The organism is Streptomyces sp. NPDC052016 (genome assembly GCF_044548445.1).
GTDB lineage: Bacteria > Actinomycetota > Actinomycetes > Streptomycetales > Streptomycetaceae > Streptomyces.
In genome coordinates this window covers 92,088-105,143 of sequence record NZ_JBIUBX010000033.1, presented here as the reverse complement: position 1 = coordinate 105,143, position 13,056 = coordinate 92,088, and the positions used below count along the sequence as shown (strand labels likewise).

The following is a 13,056-nucleotide window of genomic DNA, read 5'->3' as shown; positions in this document are numbered from 1 at the left end:
TCCCGTCCCCTCCTCGCCGGGACGGCCATGGGTCTCCGTGCCGTGCCGCCGCCGTCGAGCGGTCGCCAGGCCTGCTCGGACTGCTCGGACCTGCTCAACCGGCGCGGCGACCACGGGCGGGCCGGTCATCGCCATCGAGCACCTCGAGGAGAAGGAGTTCTCTCATGTGTCACCCCTCGTGGGGGCGCGCACGCACCGCGGCACAGCGCCTGAGCGACCTCGCGCGGCTGCGCCGCGTCCGTGACCGGATCGACCGGGAGTACGCGCAGCCGCTCAACGTCGAGGCGCTCGCCCGCGGCGCGAACATGTCGGCCTCGCACCTCAGTCGCCAGTTCCGGCTGGCCTACGGTGAGTCGCCGTACAAGTACCTGATGACCCGTCGCATCGAGCGTGCGGCGGCGCTGCTGCGTCGTGGCGACCTCAGCGTCACCGAGGTCTGCTTCGCGGTGGGCTGCTCGTCGCTGGGCACCTTCAGCACCCGCTTCACCGAGCTGGTCGGCATGCCGCCCAGCGCCTACCGGCGCCACGCCATGAGCGCCGCGTCCGGGATGCCCCCGTGTGTCGCGAAGCAGGTCACCAGGCCGGTCAGGATCCAGGAAGCGCCGGCCGCCGAGCCGCAGCCGGTCTGACGGCCGCGGCGTCCGTCGCGTCCGCCGACCTCGACACCGCCCCGAGCGGGTTCGCGTGGGCGGCCGCATCGCCGGCCCCCACGCTGTACGCCTGCGAGGCCCTTACGACCCTCGCGCTCACCCGCGCCCTCGCCGCGGCAGCGACGGCGATCGGCGCCGTCCCGGCGACAGGGCGGGTGAGCCGGTGTCCATTCCGCGGCACCACCTCACCGGCCCCGCCCTGGCGCGGATCTCGGGTCGATGACGGAACGACGAGCCGACGGCCCCCACCCGTGGCCTTCGTCGGCACGCCGGTGTCGCCGACCGGTCGGACGGCCGTCCTGACCCACGCCTACGCGGGTTTGATCCACCCCACCGACCGCTCCACGGCCCGCTGCCAGTTGTCGTACTCGGACTCCCGCCGCTCGGGGTCCATGTCCGGCAGCCACTGGCCGGCCCGGTGCCAGTTGCGTCGCAGCACCTCCAGGTCCGGCCAGTAGCCCGCGGCGAGCCCGGCGGCGTAGGCGGCGCCGAGGGAGACGGTCTCGGCGACCATCGGCCGCACCACGGGCACGTCGAGCACGTCGGCCACGAACTGCATGAGCAGGTTGTCCGAGGTCATGCCCCCGTCCACCTTGAGCTGGGTCAGGGCGACCGAGGAGTCGGCGTTCATGGCGTCGACGACCTCGCGGGTCTGCCATCCGGTGGCCTCCAGGACGGCCCGCGCCAGGTGGCCCTTGGTGATGTACGAGGTGAGTCCGACGATGACCCCGCGGGCGTCGCTGCGCCAGCGGGGCGCGAACAGGCCGGAGAAGGCGGGGACGATGTAGCAGCCGCCGTTGTCCTCGACCGTGCGCGCGAGGGTTTCGATCTCCGGCGCGCTGCTGATCAGCCCCAGCCGGTCGCGGAACCACTGGACCAGCGCGCCGGTGACGGCTATCGACCCCTCCAGCGCGTAGACCTGCGGCTGGTCCCCGATCTTGTACGCGACGGTCGTGAGGAGTCCGTGCCGGGACCGTACGACATCGGTCCCGGTGTTGAGCAGCAGGAAGCTGCCTGTTCCGTACGTGCACTTCGCCTCGCCCGGTGAGAAGCAGGTCTGGCCGAACAGGGCGGCCTGCTGGTCACCCAGGGCGGCCGTGATACGGACGCCGGAGAGGACCGAGCGGGCGACGCCGTAGCTCTCGGCGGAGGCCCGGATCTCGGGCAGCATGGGGCGGGGGACCCCGAAGAACGACAGGAGCTCCTCGTCCCAGGCGAGTGTGCGGATGTTCATCAGCATGGTGCGGCTGGCGTTGGTGGCGTCGGTGATGTGCAGACCGCCGTCCGGGCCCCCGGTGAGGTTCCAGATCAGCCAGCTCTCCATCGTGCCGAACAGCACCTCGCCGTTCTCGGCGCGCTGTTCCAGCCCGGGGACGTGGTCGAACAGCCAGCGGATCCGCAGGGCCGAGAAGTAGGTCGAGGGGGGCAGCCCGCACCGCTCGAGGAAGAAGTCGTCTCCCGGATCACGTCTGAGGTCGTCGACGAGCGGTGCCGTGCGGGTGTCCTGCCAGACGATCGCCCTGCCCAGGGGGGCGCCCGTGCGCCGGTCCCAGAGCACCGTCGTCTCCCGCTGGTTGGCCAGGCCCATGGCGGCCACCTCGTCCGCGCCGACGCCGCCTTCGGACAGCGCATCGGGCATGACGCGCTGCAGATTGCGCCAGATCTCGACGGCGTCGTGCTCGACCCATCCGGGTTTGGGGAAGTACTGCTGGTGCTCCCGCTGGGCGACCGACACCAGCCGTCCGTGGTGGTCGAACAGAATGCATCGGGTGGAGTTGGTGCCCTGATCGATGGACATTACGTACCGTTCAACCATGATCGGGTCTGCCTTCCGATGTGCCGAGGAGGTGGCCGTGGTGTCACCAGCGAGCGGCGCCCAGGTCTCTGGAGATCGCCCGTGCGGCCTCACGGAGCAGGGTGATCAGGCTCGGCCGGGGGTGGCCCTGGCTGTCGCAGATCCTCTCGACGGGGCCGGACAGTCCGATGGCGCCCACCACGAGGCCGCCGTGCCCGCGGATCGGTGAGGCGACGCTCGCCTCTCCCATGCTCATCTCCTGGACCTCGCCGGCCCATCCGATGTCCCGGATCTCGGCGAGTGCGCGGGAGAGCTGCTCCGGGACGACCAGGGTGTGCCGGGTGTAGGCCTCGAGCTCCGGCTCCAGGGCCGACTCGAGGGATGCCGTGCCGAAGGCCAGCAGGACCTTGCCGAGCGAGGAGGCGTGCAGCGGCAGCAGCGAGCCCACGTCCAGGGTCTGGAGGGTGTCGTCCGGCCGGAACACATGGTGGACGACGAGGACCTTGCCCTCCAGGGGAGTGCCGAGGCGGACCGCCTCCCCGCTCCGGGCGGCCAGGGCGTCGGCCCAGTTGATGGAGCGCGAGCGCAGCTCGTTGACGTCGAGGTAACTGGTGCCCAGGTGCAGCAGGGCCGCTCCGAGCTGGTACTTCCCGGTCGCCGCGTCCTGCTCCACGAAGTCCACGTGCTGGAGCGTGCGCAGAATGCCGTGGGCGGTGCCCTTCGCCAGCCCGAGCGAGGCCGCCACCTCGCCGAGCCCGAGTCGGCGGGGCCCACCGGCGAGCAGACGCAGGATCGCCGCCGCCCGCTCGATCGACTGAACAGGGCCGGCCATGGAACGAGCTTATTACCGCCGCGGACGGCCCGCTGTACGTGGAGGCCGACGCCTCGCTACCAGGGGCGGGTGAACGTTCGGTAATGCCGACCCGCGTTCATTGACCGGCTTTGTCCCACTCCGTAGCGTGCACTGAAGCCCGGCAAACGCGCGCTGAGGGCCGCGTACGGCCGGCAGAGCCCATCGGAGGACACCAGATGACGGTAGAGCTCAACACCATGCTCAGGGAGGTCGTCGAACACGTATGGCGACTTCCGCCCGTCACGGGCGCCGTCTCGGCCGTGCGTCGACGCGCCGGAGCGGTCCTGACCGAGTGGAACGTCGCCCCGGAGCTGGTCGAGGACTCGCTTCTGGTCGTGTCCGAGCTGCTCACCAACGCGTTCGTCCACGCCCTGCCGCCGGCGGAGCTGCGGCTGACGCGGTTCCGCGACGGCGGGCTCGAGACCCTGCGCGTCGAGGTCACCGACGCGGGCCCCGCGCTTCCGCCGGCGAGCCGGTGCTCCGAGGAGATCGACCCGGACGAGCACGGCCGGGGCGAGGAGATCGTCCACGCGCTGGCGACCCGGCACGGCATACGCGTCCACGCCGGTGGGGTCACCCGGTGGGCCGAACTCGTCGCGGCGTGAGGCGGCGCGCCCCCGCCGGACTCGTCACGGCGTGAGGCGGCGCCCCTACGCCTGATTCGTGGCCGCTGAGGCGGCGCGCCACCGCCGATCTCGTCGCGGAGCGCCCCCGCGAATTCGTGGCTTCTTGGCGGCGTGAGGCGACGCCCCCCGCACGCCCCCCGCCGGTCAGAGCTGGTCAGGCCTGATCCTGCAGGGGGCGCCCACGGCTGTTCCCCGGGCGCCGGGCGCCCCGCCCGACGGTGAACGGCAAGCGGGCCGTCAGGGGGTGGGGGCCGCGACCGGCGCCGGACGCCGCTTCGGGCCTCACCCGCTTCGACAGCGCCGGTTCGGCCGTGCCCGGCTCGGCGACGGCCGGCTCCCCGGCCTCGGCCGGCTCGGCACCGTCCGGCTTGCGCAGGAGGAGCAGCGCCGCGTCGTCATGCAGCCGGCCGCCCACGTGCGCCAGCAGCTCCTCATGGAGCGCGGTGAGCGTACGCGCCGGCTCCTCGCACACGTGGCGCTCCAGCCCCTCGGCCAGAGGGTAGAACGCACGCCCGTGGTCACGGGCCTCGGTGACCCCGTCGGTGTAGAGCAGCAGCTGGTCCCCGTCGGTGAAGGGCAGCACCTGGAGGACGGGGGCCTGCCCCGACAGGGCGCGCAGGCCGAGGGGCGGGGTCGGATGGGCGGGCTCCAGCGTGACGATGTCACCGCACGCGCGCACCATCAGCGGCGGGGCGTGCCCGCAGTTGACGACCTCGAGACGGCCCGACGGCGGGTATCCGGCGACCACGGCGGTGACGAAGTCGTCGCTGCCCAGGTTGCGTGCCAGGCTGCGCTCGATCCTCGCGACGACGTCGAGGAGATCGGGCTCGTCGTAGGCGGCCTCGCGGAAGACACCGAGCACGAGTGCGGCGGTCCCCACGGCCGGCAGACCCTTGCCGCGTACATCACCGACGATCAGCCGCACACCGTGCGGGGTGGACAGCAGTGCGTAGAGGTCGCCGCCGATCCGGGCCTCCGCCGCCGCGGCGCTGTAGCGGACGGCCACCCGGAACGGGCCGACCGTCTCGGGTATGGGCTTGAGCAGCGCGTGCTGCGCGGCCTCCGCGACCGAGCGGACGTCCGCGAGCACCCGCTCACGGCGCCCGCGCAGCGAGCTGGCCAGGCCGCTCGCCAGGGAGACGGCCACTATGGCGGACAGGACGGCCACCATGTCACGGGTGTGCACGCCGTCCCGGGTGCCGAGCGCCACGCTCAGCACCGCGGCGAGGAGACCGACGCAGAGGACGCCGCGGGGGCCGTTGGTGGTCGCGGCCAGCGCCGGGCCGGCCGCGAGCAGCGGCAGCCAGATCATCCCCGCTCCGCCGACGAGGTCGACGACCACCACGAGGGAGACGACGAGCACGGGGAGTACGGGGATGCCTGCGGCGAGGTGCGGGGCGGCCCGTCGCCGGGCCGACGTACGTCCCCCTCGGTTGCTGAACGGCCGTATCGGCCAATGGGCGCCACCATGGTCTCGGGCCTGACTCATGTTTTCGTCCGCGGTCCTCACCTGTCTGCGGGTGCACTCCCGACATGTCCGTTTGGTCCAGGAAAACGTGTTCGGCTCGGGCGTCACAAGGAGAGGATTTTCAGATAGTGAGCGAGAGGCCCCGCGTCACGCGGCTCGCGGTCGGGATCAGCCGCGCCCGGATCTCCCTCAGCCGGGAGAGCCCCTCCGCCGGCAGCGAGACGCCGAGCGAGCCGATCGTCTCCCCGCTGTACACGGGCACGGCCACGCAGACCGTGCCGAGGGCGTACTCCTCCAGGTCCGTGACGGCCGGGGCCACCGGGGAGGAGTCGAGCCGCCGGAGCAGCTCCGGAGGGCTGGTGATGGTCCGGGGGGTGAGGTCTGCGAGGTGGTGCCGGGAGAGGTAGTCCTTGCGGGACTCGTCATCCATCTCCCGCAGCACGGACTTGCCCAGCGCGGTGGCGTGCCCCGCGTCCTCGAAGCCCACCCAGAGGTCGACCCGGGGTGCCCGGGGCCCGTCGACGATCTCCGCCACCCGGATCTCGCCCTCCTCGTAGAAGGTGAGGTAGGCGGCGGTCGCCAGCTCGTCCCGCAGAGCGGCGAGCGTGGGACGGACCCGGCTGAGCAGCGCCTGCCCGCGGCCGGCGGTGTGCAGCGCCTCGAGCTTGTCGCCCAGGACGAACCCGCCGTCGTCCAGCTTCCGCACGTATCCGTCGTGCACGAGCGTCCGCAACAGGTGGTAGGCGGTGGCCAGGGGCAGGCCCGTCTCACGCGCCAGCTGCTTCGCCGGCGCGCCGTTCACGTGCGCGCTCACCGCCTCCAGCAGACGGAAGGCTCGCTGCACGGAGGTGATGAGCGTCGGACCGTCACGAGCACCCACACCCCCAGCGTGCGCCGAGCGCGTGGCGCAGGCAAGAGTCGCCCTTCTCCATCGGGGGGCGGAGGGGCTGCGCCGACGGAGTCGGGGCGGCCGTTCCGCGCCGCCTCCACCCTCCCGTTCCCGTCCGTGACGCCCCCTGCGGACCCGGAGGCGCCGGTTGCCCCAGCGGCTCGTCGGGCCCCGTGGTGCGGTCTCGCGGCACGCTCGGACCGGCGAAACGGGTACCACCGCTCACTCACCCGAACAGCTCAACAGCGGAGCGTGAACCCCTTGTGCCCACTGGCCCCCGCCCCATTCGGAGTTGCGTCCGCACGGGCGACATGAGTCGGTAGGAGTCGTGTCCTGCCAGATCTCACCATCAGGAGGAGATATGGGCACCGAACAGAACGGCCACTCGGCCGACAAGCTGTCCGTCGTCTTCACCGTCCGCGTGATCGAGGGCGGCGAGCGAGGGTTCCTCGAAATGTACGACCGGATCCGGAAGTCCGTCGCCCGGACTCCCGGCCACATCGTCGAACGGCTGGGAGAACCCGTGGACGACTCCCGTCAGTGGGTGATCACCAGCGAATGGGAGACGCCCGAGCACTTCTTCGCCTGGCAGCAGAGCGAGGAGCACCAGGCGCTGGTCGCTCCGCTGCGCCAGTGGGTCGACTCGACGCAGTCGCTGCGGTTCCGGGTCGTCAAGGAGACCGTGGGGGTGAAGTCATGACGCGCATGACCACCGGCTCCGTCGCCGTGATCGGCCTGGGCAGGATGGGCACCGGCCTGGCCACCCGTCTCCTGGACCAGGGGATACAAGTGCGGGTGTGGAACCGCACCCCGGAGCGGGCCGCACCGCTCGCCGAGGCGGGCGCCTTCGTGGCGGCCCACCCCGCGGAGGCCGTCGAGGGGACGAGCACCGCCATCTGCAGCGTCGCCGACGGCGAAGCCCTGGGCGAGGTGCTGCGCGGACCCGACGGCGTGCTGGCCGCGGGCGCCTACCCCGGCACCCTGATCTGCGCCAGCACCGTCGCCCCCGAGGAGGTCGTGCAGATCGCCGGGGATCTCCCCACGGTCCTGGACGTCGGCATGCTCGGCAACCGCGACCACGCCCGCGACGGCGAGCTGCGGCTCTTCGTCGGCGGCGAGAAGCAGGTGTTCGAGGCCGGCCGGCCGCTGCTGGAGATGCTGGGCAAGGAGGTCGTCCATCTGGGCGCACTCGGGTCCGGCATGCGGATGAAGCTGCTCCTCAACCTGCTCATGGGTGTGGAGGTGCAGGCCATGGCCGAGGCCACCGAACTGGCGGCCGCCTCCGGCCTCGACCGGCAGCTGGTCCTCAAGACCATCGCGGGCAGCGGTTTCGCCTCGCCCGTCATGGCGTTCAAGTCGAGGCGCCTGGCCTCCGGCCGCTTCGAGGAGCCGGACTTCCGGCTGCGGCTGATGGCGAAAGACCTCATGCTCGCTTCCAAGCAGGCAGCGGCGGCAGGGCTGCATCTGCCACTGGCGGCCGCCGCGGCCGAGACCCACGTCCGCGCCACCGAGCAAGGGCTGGGCGACGAGGACTGTGCCGCGGTCGTCCGCGCACTCACACCGAACCCTGGAAGCGACACATGATCATCGACATCCACGGGCACCTGTCCCCACCGGAGGCGGCCGAACGCTTCCCCATGCCCCCGAGCCTGACCGACGTCGACGGCATGCTCGCCGCTCGCGCGGAGGCCGGCATCGACCTCACCATCATCGGCAGCCCCGTGGGCGCCGGCGCGATGGCGCGGGTCCCGGGCGTCGACAACTACGCGCAGCCCCGCGACCGGCTCCGTGGCTTCCACGCGTGGATGTCCGGGCTGATCGCGAAGTTCCCGGACCAGTTGCGCGGCTACGTGTACGCCAACCCGTTCGGCGACGACGATCACCTCGAAGGGGTGCGGGAGACCCTGGCGGACCCCGCCTTCGTCGGCCTGATCACCACGTCCAGCGTCCACGGGGAGCTGCTCGGCTCCCCGCGTGCGGACTCCTTCTTCGCGCTGGCCGCGGAGGCGGGAGTACCGGTCCTGGTGCACGCCCCGGCCGAGCCGGTGGGCACGGAACGGGTCGAGGAGACCGGCTTCGTCGAGCAGATCGGCCGGTTCGGCGACCTCACCGTCGGCATGGCCATGATCGCGTTCGCGGGATGGCTGGACAAGTACCCCGGTCTGCGGCTGATCGGCGCGACCGGCGGCGGCGCGATGGCGCTGCTGCCGGAGCGCCTGCAGACGGCGGCGCGCCCCCGGCACTGGGCCGGGGGGGCACCGCCCCCCGGCGGGCCCGCGGCACGGGCCTCCGCCCCTCGGTCCGCCGAGGCGCCGGTAGCCGACCCGGCCGCGGCACTCCAGCGCATGTACGTCGACACCAGCCCGTTCAGCCAGGCGCACCTGGCGCTCAACGCCGAGGTGCTCGGCCCCGAGCGGATGCTGTTCGGCACCGACTCACCGCCCATGGCGGCGCCGCTGGAGGACTTCGTCCGCATGATCGAGAAGCTGCCCGTCGACAAGGCGTCCCAGCAGCGCATCCTCGGCGGCAACGCCGAAGCCCTCTTCGACCTGAGGAGTCGTCCGTGACCACGACGCAGGACGCCATCACCGCGGCCGAGCGGTGCAGCCCGGAGTACCGGCGCGACCCTCACGCGGTCTACGCCCGCCTCCGGGAAGAGGCCCCGGTCTGCCCCATGAGACCGCCGCACGGCAACGAGACGTACCTGATCACGCGGTACGAGGACGCGCGGGCCGCCCTGTCGGATCCGCGGCTGAGCAAGGACATGTACGGGGCCATGGACACCTACCGGAGGATCTTCGGTGACTCGTCCGTGGCGCTGGACGACAACATGCTCAACTCCGACCCGCCCAAGCACACCCGGCTGCGCAAGCTGGTCAACTCGGCCTTCACACCACGGCGCGTGGAGGCCCTGCGGCCGCAGATCCAGGACATCGTCGAGAGGCTCCTCGACGAGTGCCCGACCAGGGAGCCCTTCGACCTGCTGCCCGCGTTCGCGTTCCCGCTGCCGATCATCGTGATCTGCGAGCTGCTCGGCGTACCGCCCGAGGAGCGGTCGCGGATGCAGTACCTGTCCACCACGGTGGCGCAGGCCGGGTTCAGCGAGGAGTCCAGACGGGCCCAGCAGCAGGCGGAGGTGGATCTGCACGGGTACTTCACGGACCTCGTCGCCGCCAAGCGCAGCCGTCCCGGTGACGACCTGATGAGCGCGCTCATCCAGGTGCGGGACAACGACGGCGGGCTCACCGAGAACGAGATGGTCTCCACGGCGTTCCTGGTGATGTTCGCGGGTCACAAGACGACCGCGTACCTCCTCGGCAACGCCGTCCACCACCTCCTCGCGCATCCCGCACAGCTGCGCGCGGTGCACGAGAACCCCGAGCTGGTCGGCCCGGCGGTCGAGGAGGTGATGCGCTACGACGGCTCCGTGGAGAGCTCGACGTTCCGCTACGCGACCGAGGACGTGGAGTACGCCGGGACGCGGATCCCGAAGGGCGCCCTGGTGCAGATCGCGCTCAGTTCGGCCAACCGCGATCCGCGGAAGTTCGACCGCCCGGACGAGTTCGACGTGACGCGGCAGGGCAACGCCCAGAACGCCCATGTCGGGTTCGGTCACGGCATCCACTACTGCCTGGGCGCGCCGCTGGCCCGGCTGGAGATGGAGCTGGCCCTCGTCGGCCTGTTCGGCCGGTTCCCGAGGATGACGCTCGCCGACCCGGCGGGCGAGCCGCGGTGGATGACGGTTCCCTTCCCGGCCTTCCGCGGCCTGGCGGAGCTGCCGGTCGTGCTGGATCCCGCCGGGTGACCGACGGCGTCCCGGCAGCGGGAGCGCGGCAGCCCCACGGCGCCGCCTCCCCTGCCCCTCCCCGCGGCACGGCCACATGACCGGTCCTCTCCCGGGCACGCCGGACGGGCCCCTCGCTCGAGGGGCCCGTTCGGCGTCAGTCGTTTCCCACGGGGTGCGCAGGCCGGCCCGAGCGGTCAGCGGGCCGTGGCGAAGTTCTGCGTCCAGTAGTTGCCGGGCTGTGCGAGGCCGACACCGATCTCCTTGAAGGCGCAGTTCAGGATGTTGCGCTTGTGGCCGGGGCTGGACATCCAGCCCGCCATGACCTTCTCGGGGGTGGAGTATCCGTAGGCGACGTTCTCGCCGTAGGTGCGCCAGTTGTAACCGGCGCGCGTGATCCGCTCACCCGCGTCGGAACCGTCGGAGCCCGTGTGGGACATGTTCTTGTGGCTCGCCATGTCCGCGCTGTGGGCCTGGGCGGCCTGCGACAGCTTCGCGTTCAGGGTCACCGCCGAGCAGCCGGCCTTGCTGCGCTCGCTGTTGACCAGGGTCACGACGCGCGCCACGGCGGTGGACGCCGGGGCTGCCGCGGTGGGGGTGCTCGCGGAGCTCGGAGCGGTGGGCTGTCCGGATGCGGCGGCTCCCGTCGAGGCCGGCGCGGGGGTCGTCGGCGATGCCGAGGCCCCGGGCCGCGAGGTCCCCTCGTCGTCCGTCCACCGGCCGTCCCAGGACCCGTTCCTCCAGTTCTTCCACTGACCGGAGGACTCGGCGCCCGCGGCGCTGTCCTCGTCCATGCAGGCCATGGCGGCGGTCGGTATCGCCAGCGCGCCAAGTGCGACGGCGGCGATGGCTATGTGCCGGTGACGCGTCTTCCTGCGGTGCTTGCTCATGCGGGCCTCGCTCGGTCGTCTCGAGGGCGCCTGTCGTGGCTCGGCTCTGCGCGGACGCTGGGCCTGACCTGCAAAGACGCCGTTTGCGGCCGTCATTCTCAAACGCGAACCGAGGAGGGGCAACGGGCCTGTCCACTACCGCGCTTCGTAGTCGTCGGAGGCTCTTGAATCCGGCGCGGGGATGTGCTGACCCAGCCGGCCCGCACCACGTCAGTACCTGACACACAGCCAGGAACCCATCGGCGCCCGGGAGACGACGCGGAGGGGACGACCGCCGGACGCACCCTTGGAGCATGTGCGCCGTATGTCCGCTTACAGGTGGCACATCCGCCTATATCTTCCGGGCGCGAAGTACTACCCGACGACGTTGATACCGGAAGCCCGCGTGACGGATGTCACCGAGAGCGGGTGCAACCATTTCCGCCGGGCGCCCGGCCCCGTCGTCCACGAGCTTCCGCATCGTCCCGGCCGGGGTGCGGCGTCCGGTCCCCGCGGCATCGACCACTGCCATGCCGCCGCTACCCGTACGGCCGCCAACGACCGCTCGCCGGCCGCTCGTTACCTGCCCGTGCGGCTCGTGGCGGCGGGCGCCATCGTGACCGACGCCGTCACGGCACCCGGGACCGGGGCGAGGACCGCCGGGGGCCGCGACACCCGACGGACTCCGGTACGACGTGCTTGAGCGGCGATGCCGACGGCTCCCGACGGACGGGCCGACAGCGGGTGTCGTGCGCAACGCATGCGACCGGCCTCTGCGTGAGATGTACGTACGCCTGCGGGGCGACGGTGAGAACAAGTGCGACATACCAGCCAGGCCGTCCCCCGTCCGCGCGTCCGGCGTTCGCGGCGGCACGCCGGGCGCCTCGGCGCGGACCGCACCGCGCTGCGCATCGCCCTGAGGGAGCCGCTCGCGCACGGCGAGCGGGCGGCGGTCGCCTCGGACGTGTCGATCACCGTTCCCGAGCGCAACGCCGGCTTCGGCCGCGGGAGGGCGCTCCGTTTCCTCTTCGCAGGGGACTTCCCCGGCGTGCGGGGCTTCGCCCGGGCGGCGGGGTCCGTTCCGCAGGGCCGACCGGAGGCCTGTGCGTGAGGTCGCAAACCCGGCGGATTGTACGTCTAGTCGCTTATAAGCGAATATTCAGTCACATCTGCGACTTTTTCATGATCGCCTTATGCTGATCTGAGAATAGCTCTGGCAGTCGACAGCCGGCCCTGCAGCCGGCGGAAAGCGGGCTTCCATGGCTGAGCGGTTCAAAAGGTCGGGGCTGGTCGGCGAGTTGTCGGCCGAGTTCGCCGGCACGATGATTCTCATCCTCTTCGGCTGCGGCGTGGTGGCCCAGGTGGTTGCGGGCGGCGCCCTCACGACTCCCCCGGGAGGCCTCGGAGACCACGACAGCATCGCCTGGGCCTGGGGCCTCGGCGTCACCCTGGGCGTCTACGTCGCCGCCCGGCTGAGCGGCGCGCACATCAACCCCGCGGTGACCCTCGCCCTGGCGGCGTTCAAGGGCTTCCCCTGGAGCAAGGTGCTGCCGTACGCGGTGGCCCAGACGGCGGGAGCCTTCGTCGCGGCGCTGATCGTGCGCTGGAACTACACCGAGGCGCTCGCGAAGGCCGACCCCGGCCACACCATCAAGACACAGGGCGTCTTCTCCACGCTGCCCGCCAACGGCAACCCCAACCTCCCGTTGTACGAGTGGGGCGCCTTCCGCGACCAGGTCATCGGCACCGCTCTCCTGCTGCTCCTGGTAATGGCCGTCACCGACCTGCTCAACAACCCGCCCGGCGCGAATCTGGCCCCGTTCATCGTCGGTCTGATCGTCGTCGCCATCGGTATGGCGTGGGGAACCAACGCGGGTTACGCGATCAATCCGGCTCGTGACTTCGGGCCCCGGCTGGCGAGTTTCATCACCGGCTACGGCGGAGCGTGGCGAGATCAGTACGGGAACCTCTACTTCTGGGTGCCGATCCTCGGTCCCCTGATCGGCGGCCTGCTCGGTGCCTTCCTGTACAAGTTCCTCGTCGGGCGGTTCCTGCCGACGGCCGAGCCCGAGCCTCCCGGCCGCGTCCCCACTCCCGAGCGCTGACACGAGCAACAGAGGCG

The 13,056-nt window shown here is 71.7% G+C and carries 13 protein-coding genes; 8 read left to right on the top strand and 5 right to left on the bottom strand.

The genetic code is table 11. The annotated features are described in order from the left end of the window. Positions 1 to 164: 164 nt before the first annotated feature. Positions 165 to 629 (top strand): helix-turn-helix transcriptional regulator, encoded by a 465-nt coding sequence (locus tag ACIHAR_RS34100; RefSeq protein ID WP_400023095.1) that lies wholly within the window; start codon positions 165 to 167, stop codon positions 627 to 629. Positions 630 to 960: 331 nt separating this feature from the next. Here the strand turns inward: ACIHAR_RS34100 and glpK are convergent, their stop codons facing one another. Together glpK and ACIHAR_RS34090 are read right to left on the bottom strand one after the other, a co-directional pair. Continuing rightward, positions 961 to 2,466 carry a glycerol kinase GlpK gene (glpK, locus tag ACIHAR_RS34095; protein ID WP_365465414.1) on the bottom strand — a complete coding sequence of 502 codons (1,506 nt, stop codon included), beginning with the start codon at positions 2,464 to 2,466 and terminating at the stop codon, positions 961 to 963. 43 nt (positions 2,467 to 2,509) lie between these two features. After that, positions 2,510 to 3,277 carry an IclR family transcriptional regulator gene (locus tag ACIHAR_RS34090; RefSeq protein WP_384649701.1) on the bottom strand — a complete coding sequence of 256 codons (768 nt, stop codon included), beginning with the start codon at positions 3,275 to 3,277 and terminating at the stop codon, positions 2,510 to 2,512. Between the two features lie 197 nt (positions 3,278 to 3,474). Between ACIHAR_RS34090 and ACIHAR_RS34085 the strand changes: the two genes are divergently transcribed. Next, positions 3,475 to 3,903: an ATP-binding protein gene (locus ACIHAR_RS34085; RefSeq protein ID WP_365465408.1), complete on the top strand. Its 429-nt coding sequence runs from the start codon at positions 3,475 to 3,477 to the stop codon at positions 3,901 to 3,903. A gap of 175 nt (positions 3,904 to 4,078) precedes the next feature. Here the strand turns inward: ACIHAR_RS34085 and ACIHAR_RS34080 are convergent, their stop codons facing one another. Together ACIHAR_RS34080 and ACIHAR_RS34075 are read right to left on the bottom strand one after the other, a co-directional pair. Next, positions 4,079 to 5,413, bottom strand: coding sequence for a PP2C family protein-serine/threonine phosphatase (locus ACIHAR_RS34080; RefSeq protein ID WP_400023092.1), 1,335 nt, complete (start codon positions 5,411 to 5,413; stop codon positions 4,079 to 4,081). 100 nt (positions 5,414 to 5,513) lie between these two features. After that, positions 5,514 to 6,272 carry an IclR family transcriptional regulator gene (locus tag ACIHAR_RS34075; protein WP_365465403.1) on the bottom strand — a complete coding sequence of 253 codons (759 nt, stop codon included), beginning with the start codon at positions 6,270 to 6,272 and terminating at the stop codon, positions 5,514 to 5,516. 370 nt (positions 6,273 to 6,642) lie between these two features. On the opposite strand from ACIHAR_RS34075, the gene ACIHAR_RS34070 reads away from it, so the two are divergent. Genes ACIHAR_RS34070 through ACIHAR_RS34055 form a run of 4 tightly spaced genes read left to right on the top strand, consistent with a single transcriptional unit; the run spans position 6,643 to position 10,086 of the window. Further along, positions 6,643 to 6,981, top strand: coding sequence for an antibiotic biosynthesis monooxygenase family protein (locus ACIHAR_RS34070; protein ID WP_365465400.1), 339 nt, complete (start codon positions 6,643 to 6,645; stop codon positions 6,979 to 6,981). Further along, positions 6,978 to 7,865: an NAD(P)-dependent oxidoreductase gene (locus tag ACIHAR_RS34065; protein ID WP_400023091.1), complete on the top strand. Its 888-nt coding sequence runs from the start codon at positions 6,978 to 6,980 to the stop codon at positions 7,863 to 7,865. Before ACIHAR_RS34070 ends, ACIHAR_RS34065 begins: the two co-directional genes overlap by 4 nt. After that, positions 7,862 to 8,848, top strand: coding sequence for an amidohydrolase family protein (locus tag ACIHAR_RS34060; protein ID WP_365465394.1), 987 nt, complete (start codon positions 7,862 to 7,864; stop codon positions 8,846 to 8,848). Before ACIHAR_RS34065 ends, ACIHAR_RS34060 begins: the two co-directional genes overlap by 4 nt. Then, complete coding sequence (locus tag ACIHAR_RS34055; protein WP_365465391.1) at positions 8,845 to 10,086, top strand: cytochrome P450; 1,242 nt, start codon at positions 8,845 to 8,847, stop codon at positions 10,084 to 10,086. Before ACIHAR_RS34060 ends, ACIHAR_RS34055 begins: the two co-directional genes overlap by 4 nt. 176 nt (positions 10,087 to 10,262) lie before the next feature. Here ACIHAR_RS34055 and ACIHAR_RS34050 read toward each other — a convergent pair whose 3' ends face one another. After that, a complete protein-coding gene (locus ACIHAR_RS34050) occupies positions 10,263 to 10,955 on the bottom strand; it encodes a CAP domain-containing protein (RefSeq protein WP_384649685.1) in 693 nt (230 codons plus the stop codon). A gap of 796 nt (positions 10,956 to 11,751) precedes the next feature. Between ACIHAR_RS34050 and ACIHAR_RS34045 the strand changes: the two genes are divergently transcribed. Further along, on the top strand, positions 11,752 to 12,045 hold the full coding sequence (locus ACIHAR_RS34045) for a hypothetical protein (protein ID WP_400023089.1): 294 nt from the start codon (positions 11,752 to 11,754) through the stop codon (positions 12,043 to 12,045). Between the two features lie 148 nt (positions 12,046 to 12,193). Beyond that, positions 12,194 to 13,039: an MIP/aquaporin family protein gene (locus ACIHAR_RS34040; protein ID WP_365465387.1), complete on the top strand. Its 846-nt coding sequence runs from the start codon at positions 12,194 to 12,196 to the stop codon at positions 13,037 to 13,039. Positions 13,040 to 13,056: the final 17 nt, after the last annotated feature.

Excerpts from the sequence above, each read along its gene's own strand:
- ACIHAR_RS34100 (WP_400023095.1), top strand. The coding sequence starts at position 165 with ATGTGTCACCCCTCGTGGGGGCGCGCACGCACCGCGGCACAGCGCCTG.
- glpK (WP_365465414.1), bottom strand. The coding sequence starts at position 2,466 with ATGGTTGAACGGTACGTAATGTCCATCGATCAGGGCACCAACTCCACC.
- ACIHAR_RS34090 (WP_384649701.1), bottom strand. The coding sequence starts at position 3,277 with ATGGCCGGCCCTGTTCAGTCGATCGAGCGGGCGGCGGCGATCCTGCGT.
- ACIHAR_RS34085 (WP_365465408.1), top strand. The coding sequence starts at position 3,475 with ATGACGGTAGAGCTCAACACCATGCTCAGGGAGGTCGTCGAACACGTA.
- ACIHAR_RS34080 (WP_400023092.1), bottom strand. The coding sequence starts at position 5,413 with ATGAGTCAGGCCCGAGACCATGGTGGCGCCCATTGGCCGATACGGCCG.
- ACIHAR_RS34070 (WP_365465400.1), top strand. The coding sequence starts at position 6,643 with ATGGGCACCGAACAGAACGGCCACTCGGCCGACAAGCTGTCCGTCGTC.
- ACIHAR_RS34065 (WP_400023091.1), top strand. The coding sequence starts at position 6,978 with ATGACGCGCATGACCACCGGCTCCGTCGCCGTGATCGGCCTGGGCAGG.
- ACIHAR_RS34060 (WP_365465394.1), top strand. The coding sequence starts at position 7,862 with ATGATCATCGACATCCACGGGCACCTGTCCCCACCGGAGGCGGCCGAA.
- ACIHAR_RS34050 (WP_384649685.1), bottom strand. The coding sequence starts at position 10,955 with ATGAGCAAGCACCGCAGGAAGACGCGTCACCGGCACATAGCCATCGCC.
- ACIHAR_RS34040 (WP_365465387.1), top strand. The coding sequence starts at position 12,194 with ATGGCTGAGCGGTTCAAAAGGTCGGGGCTGGTCGGCGAGTTGTCGGCC.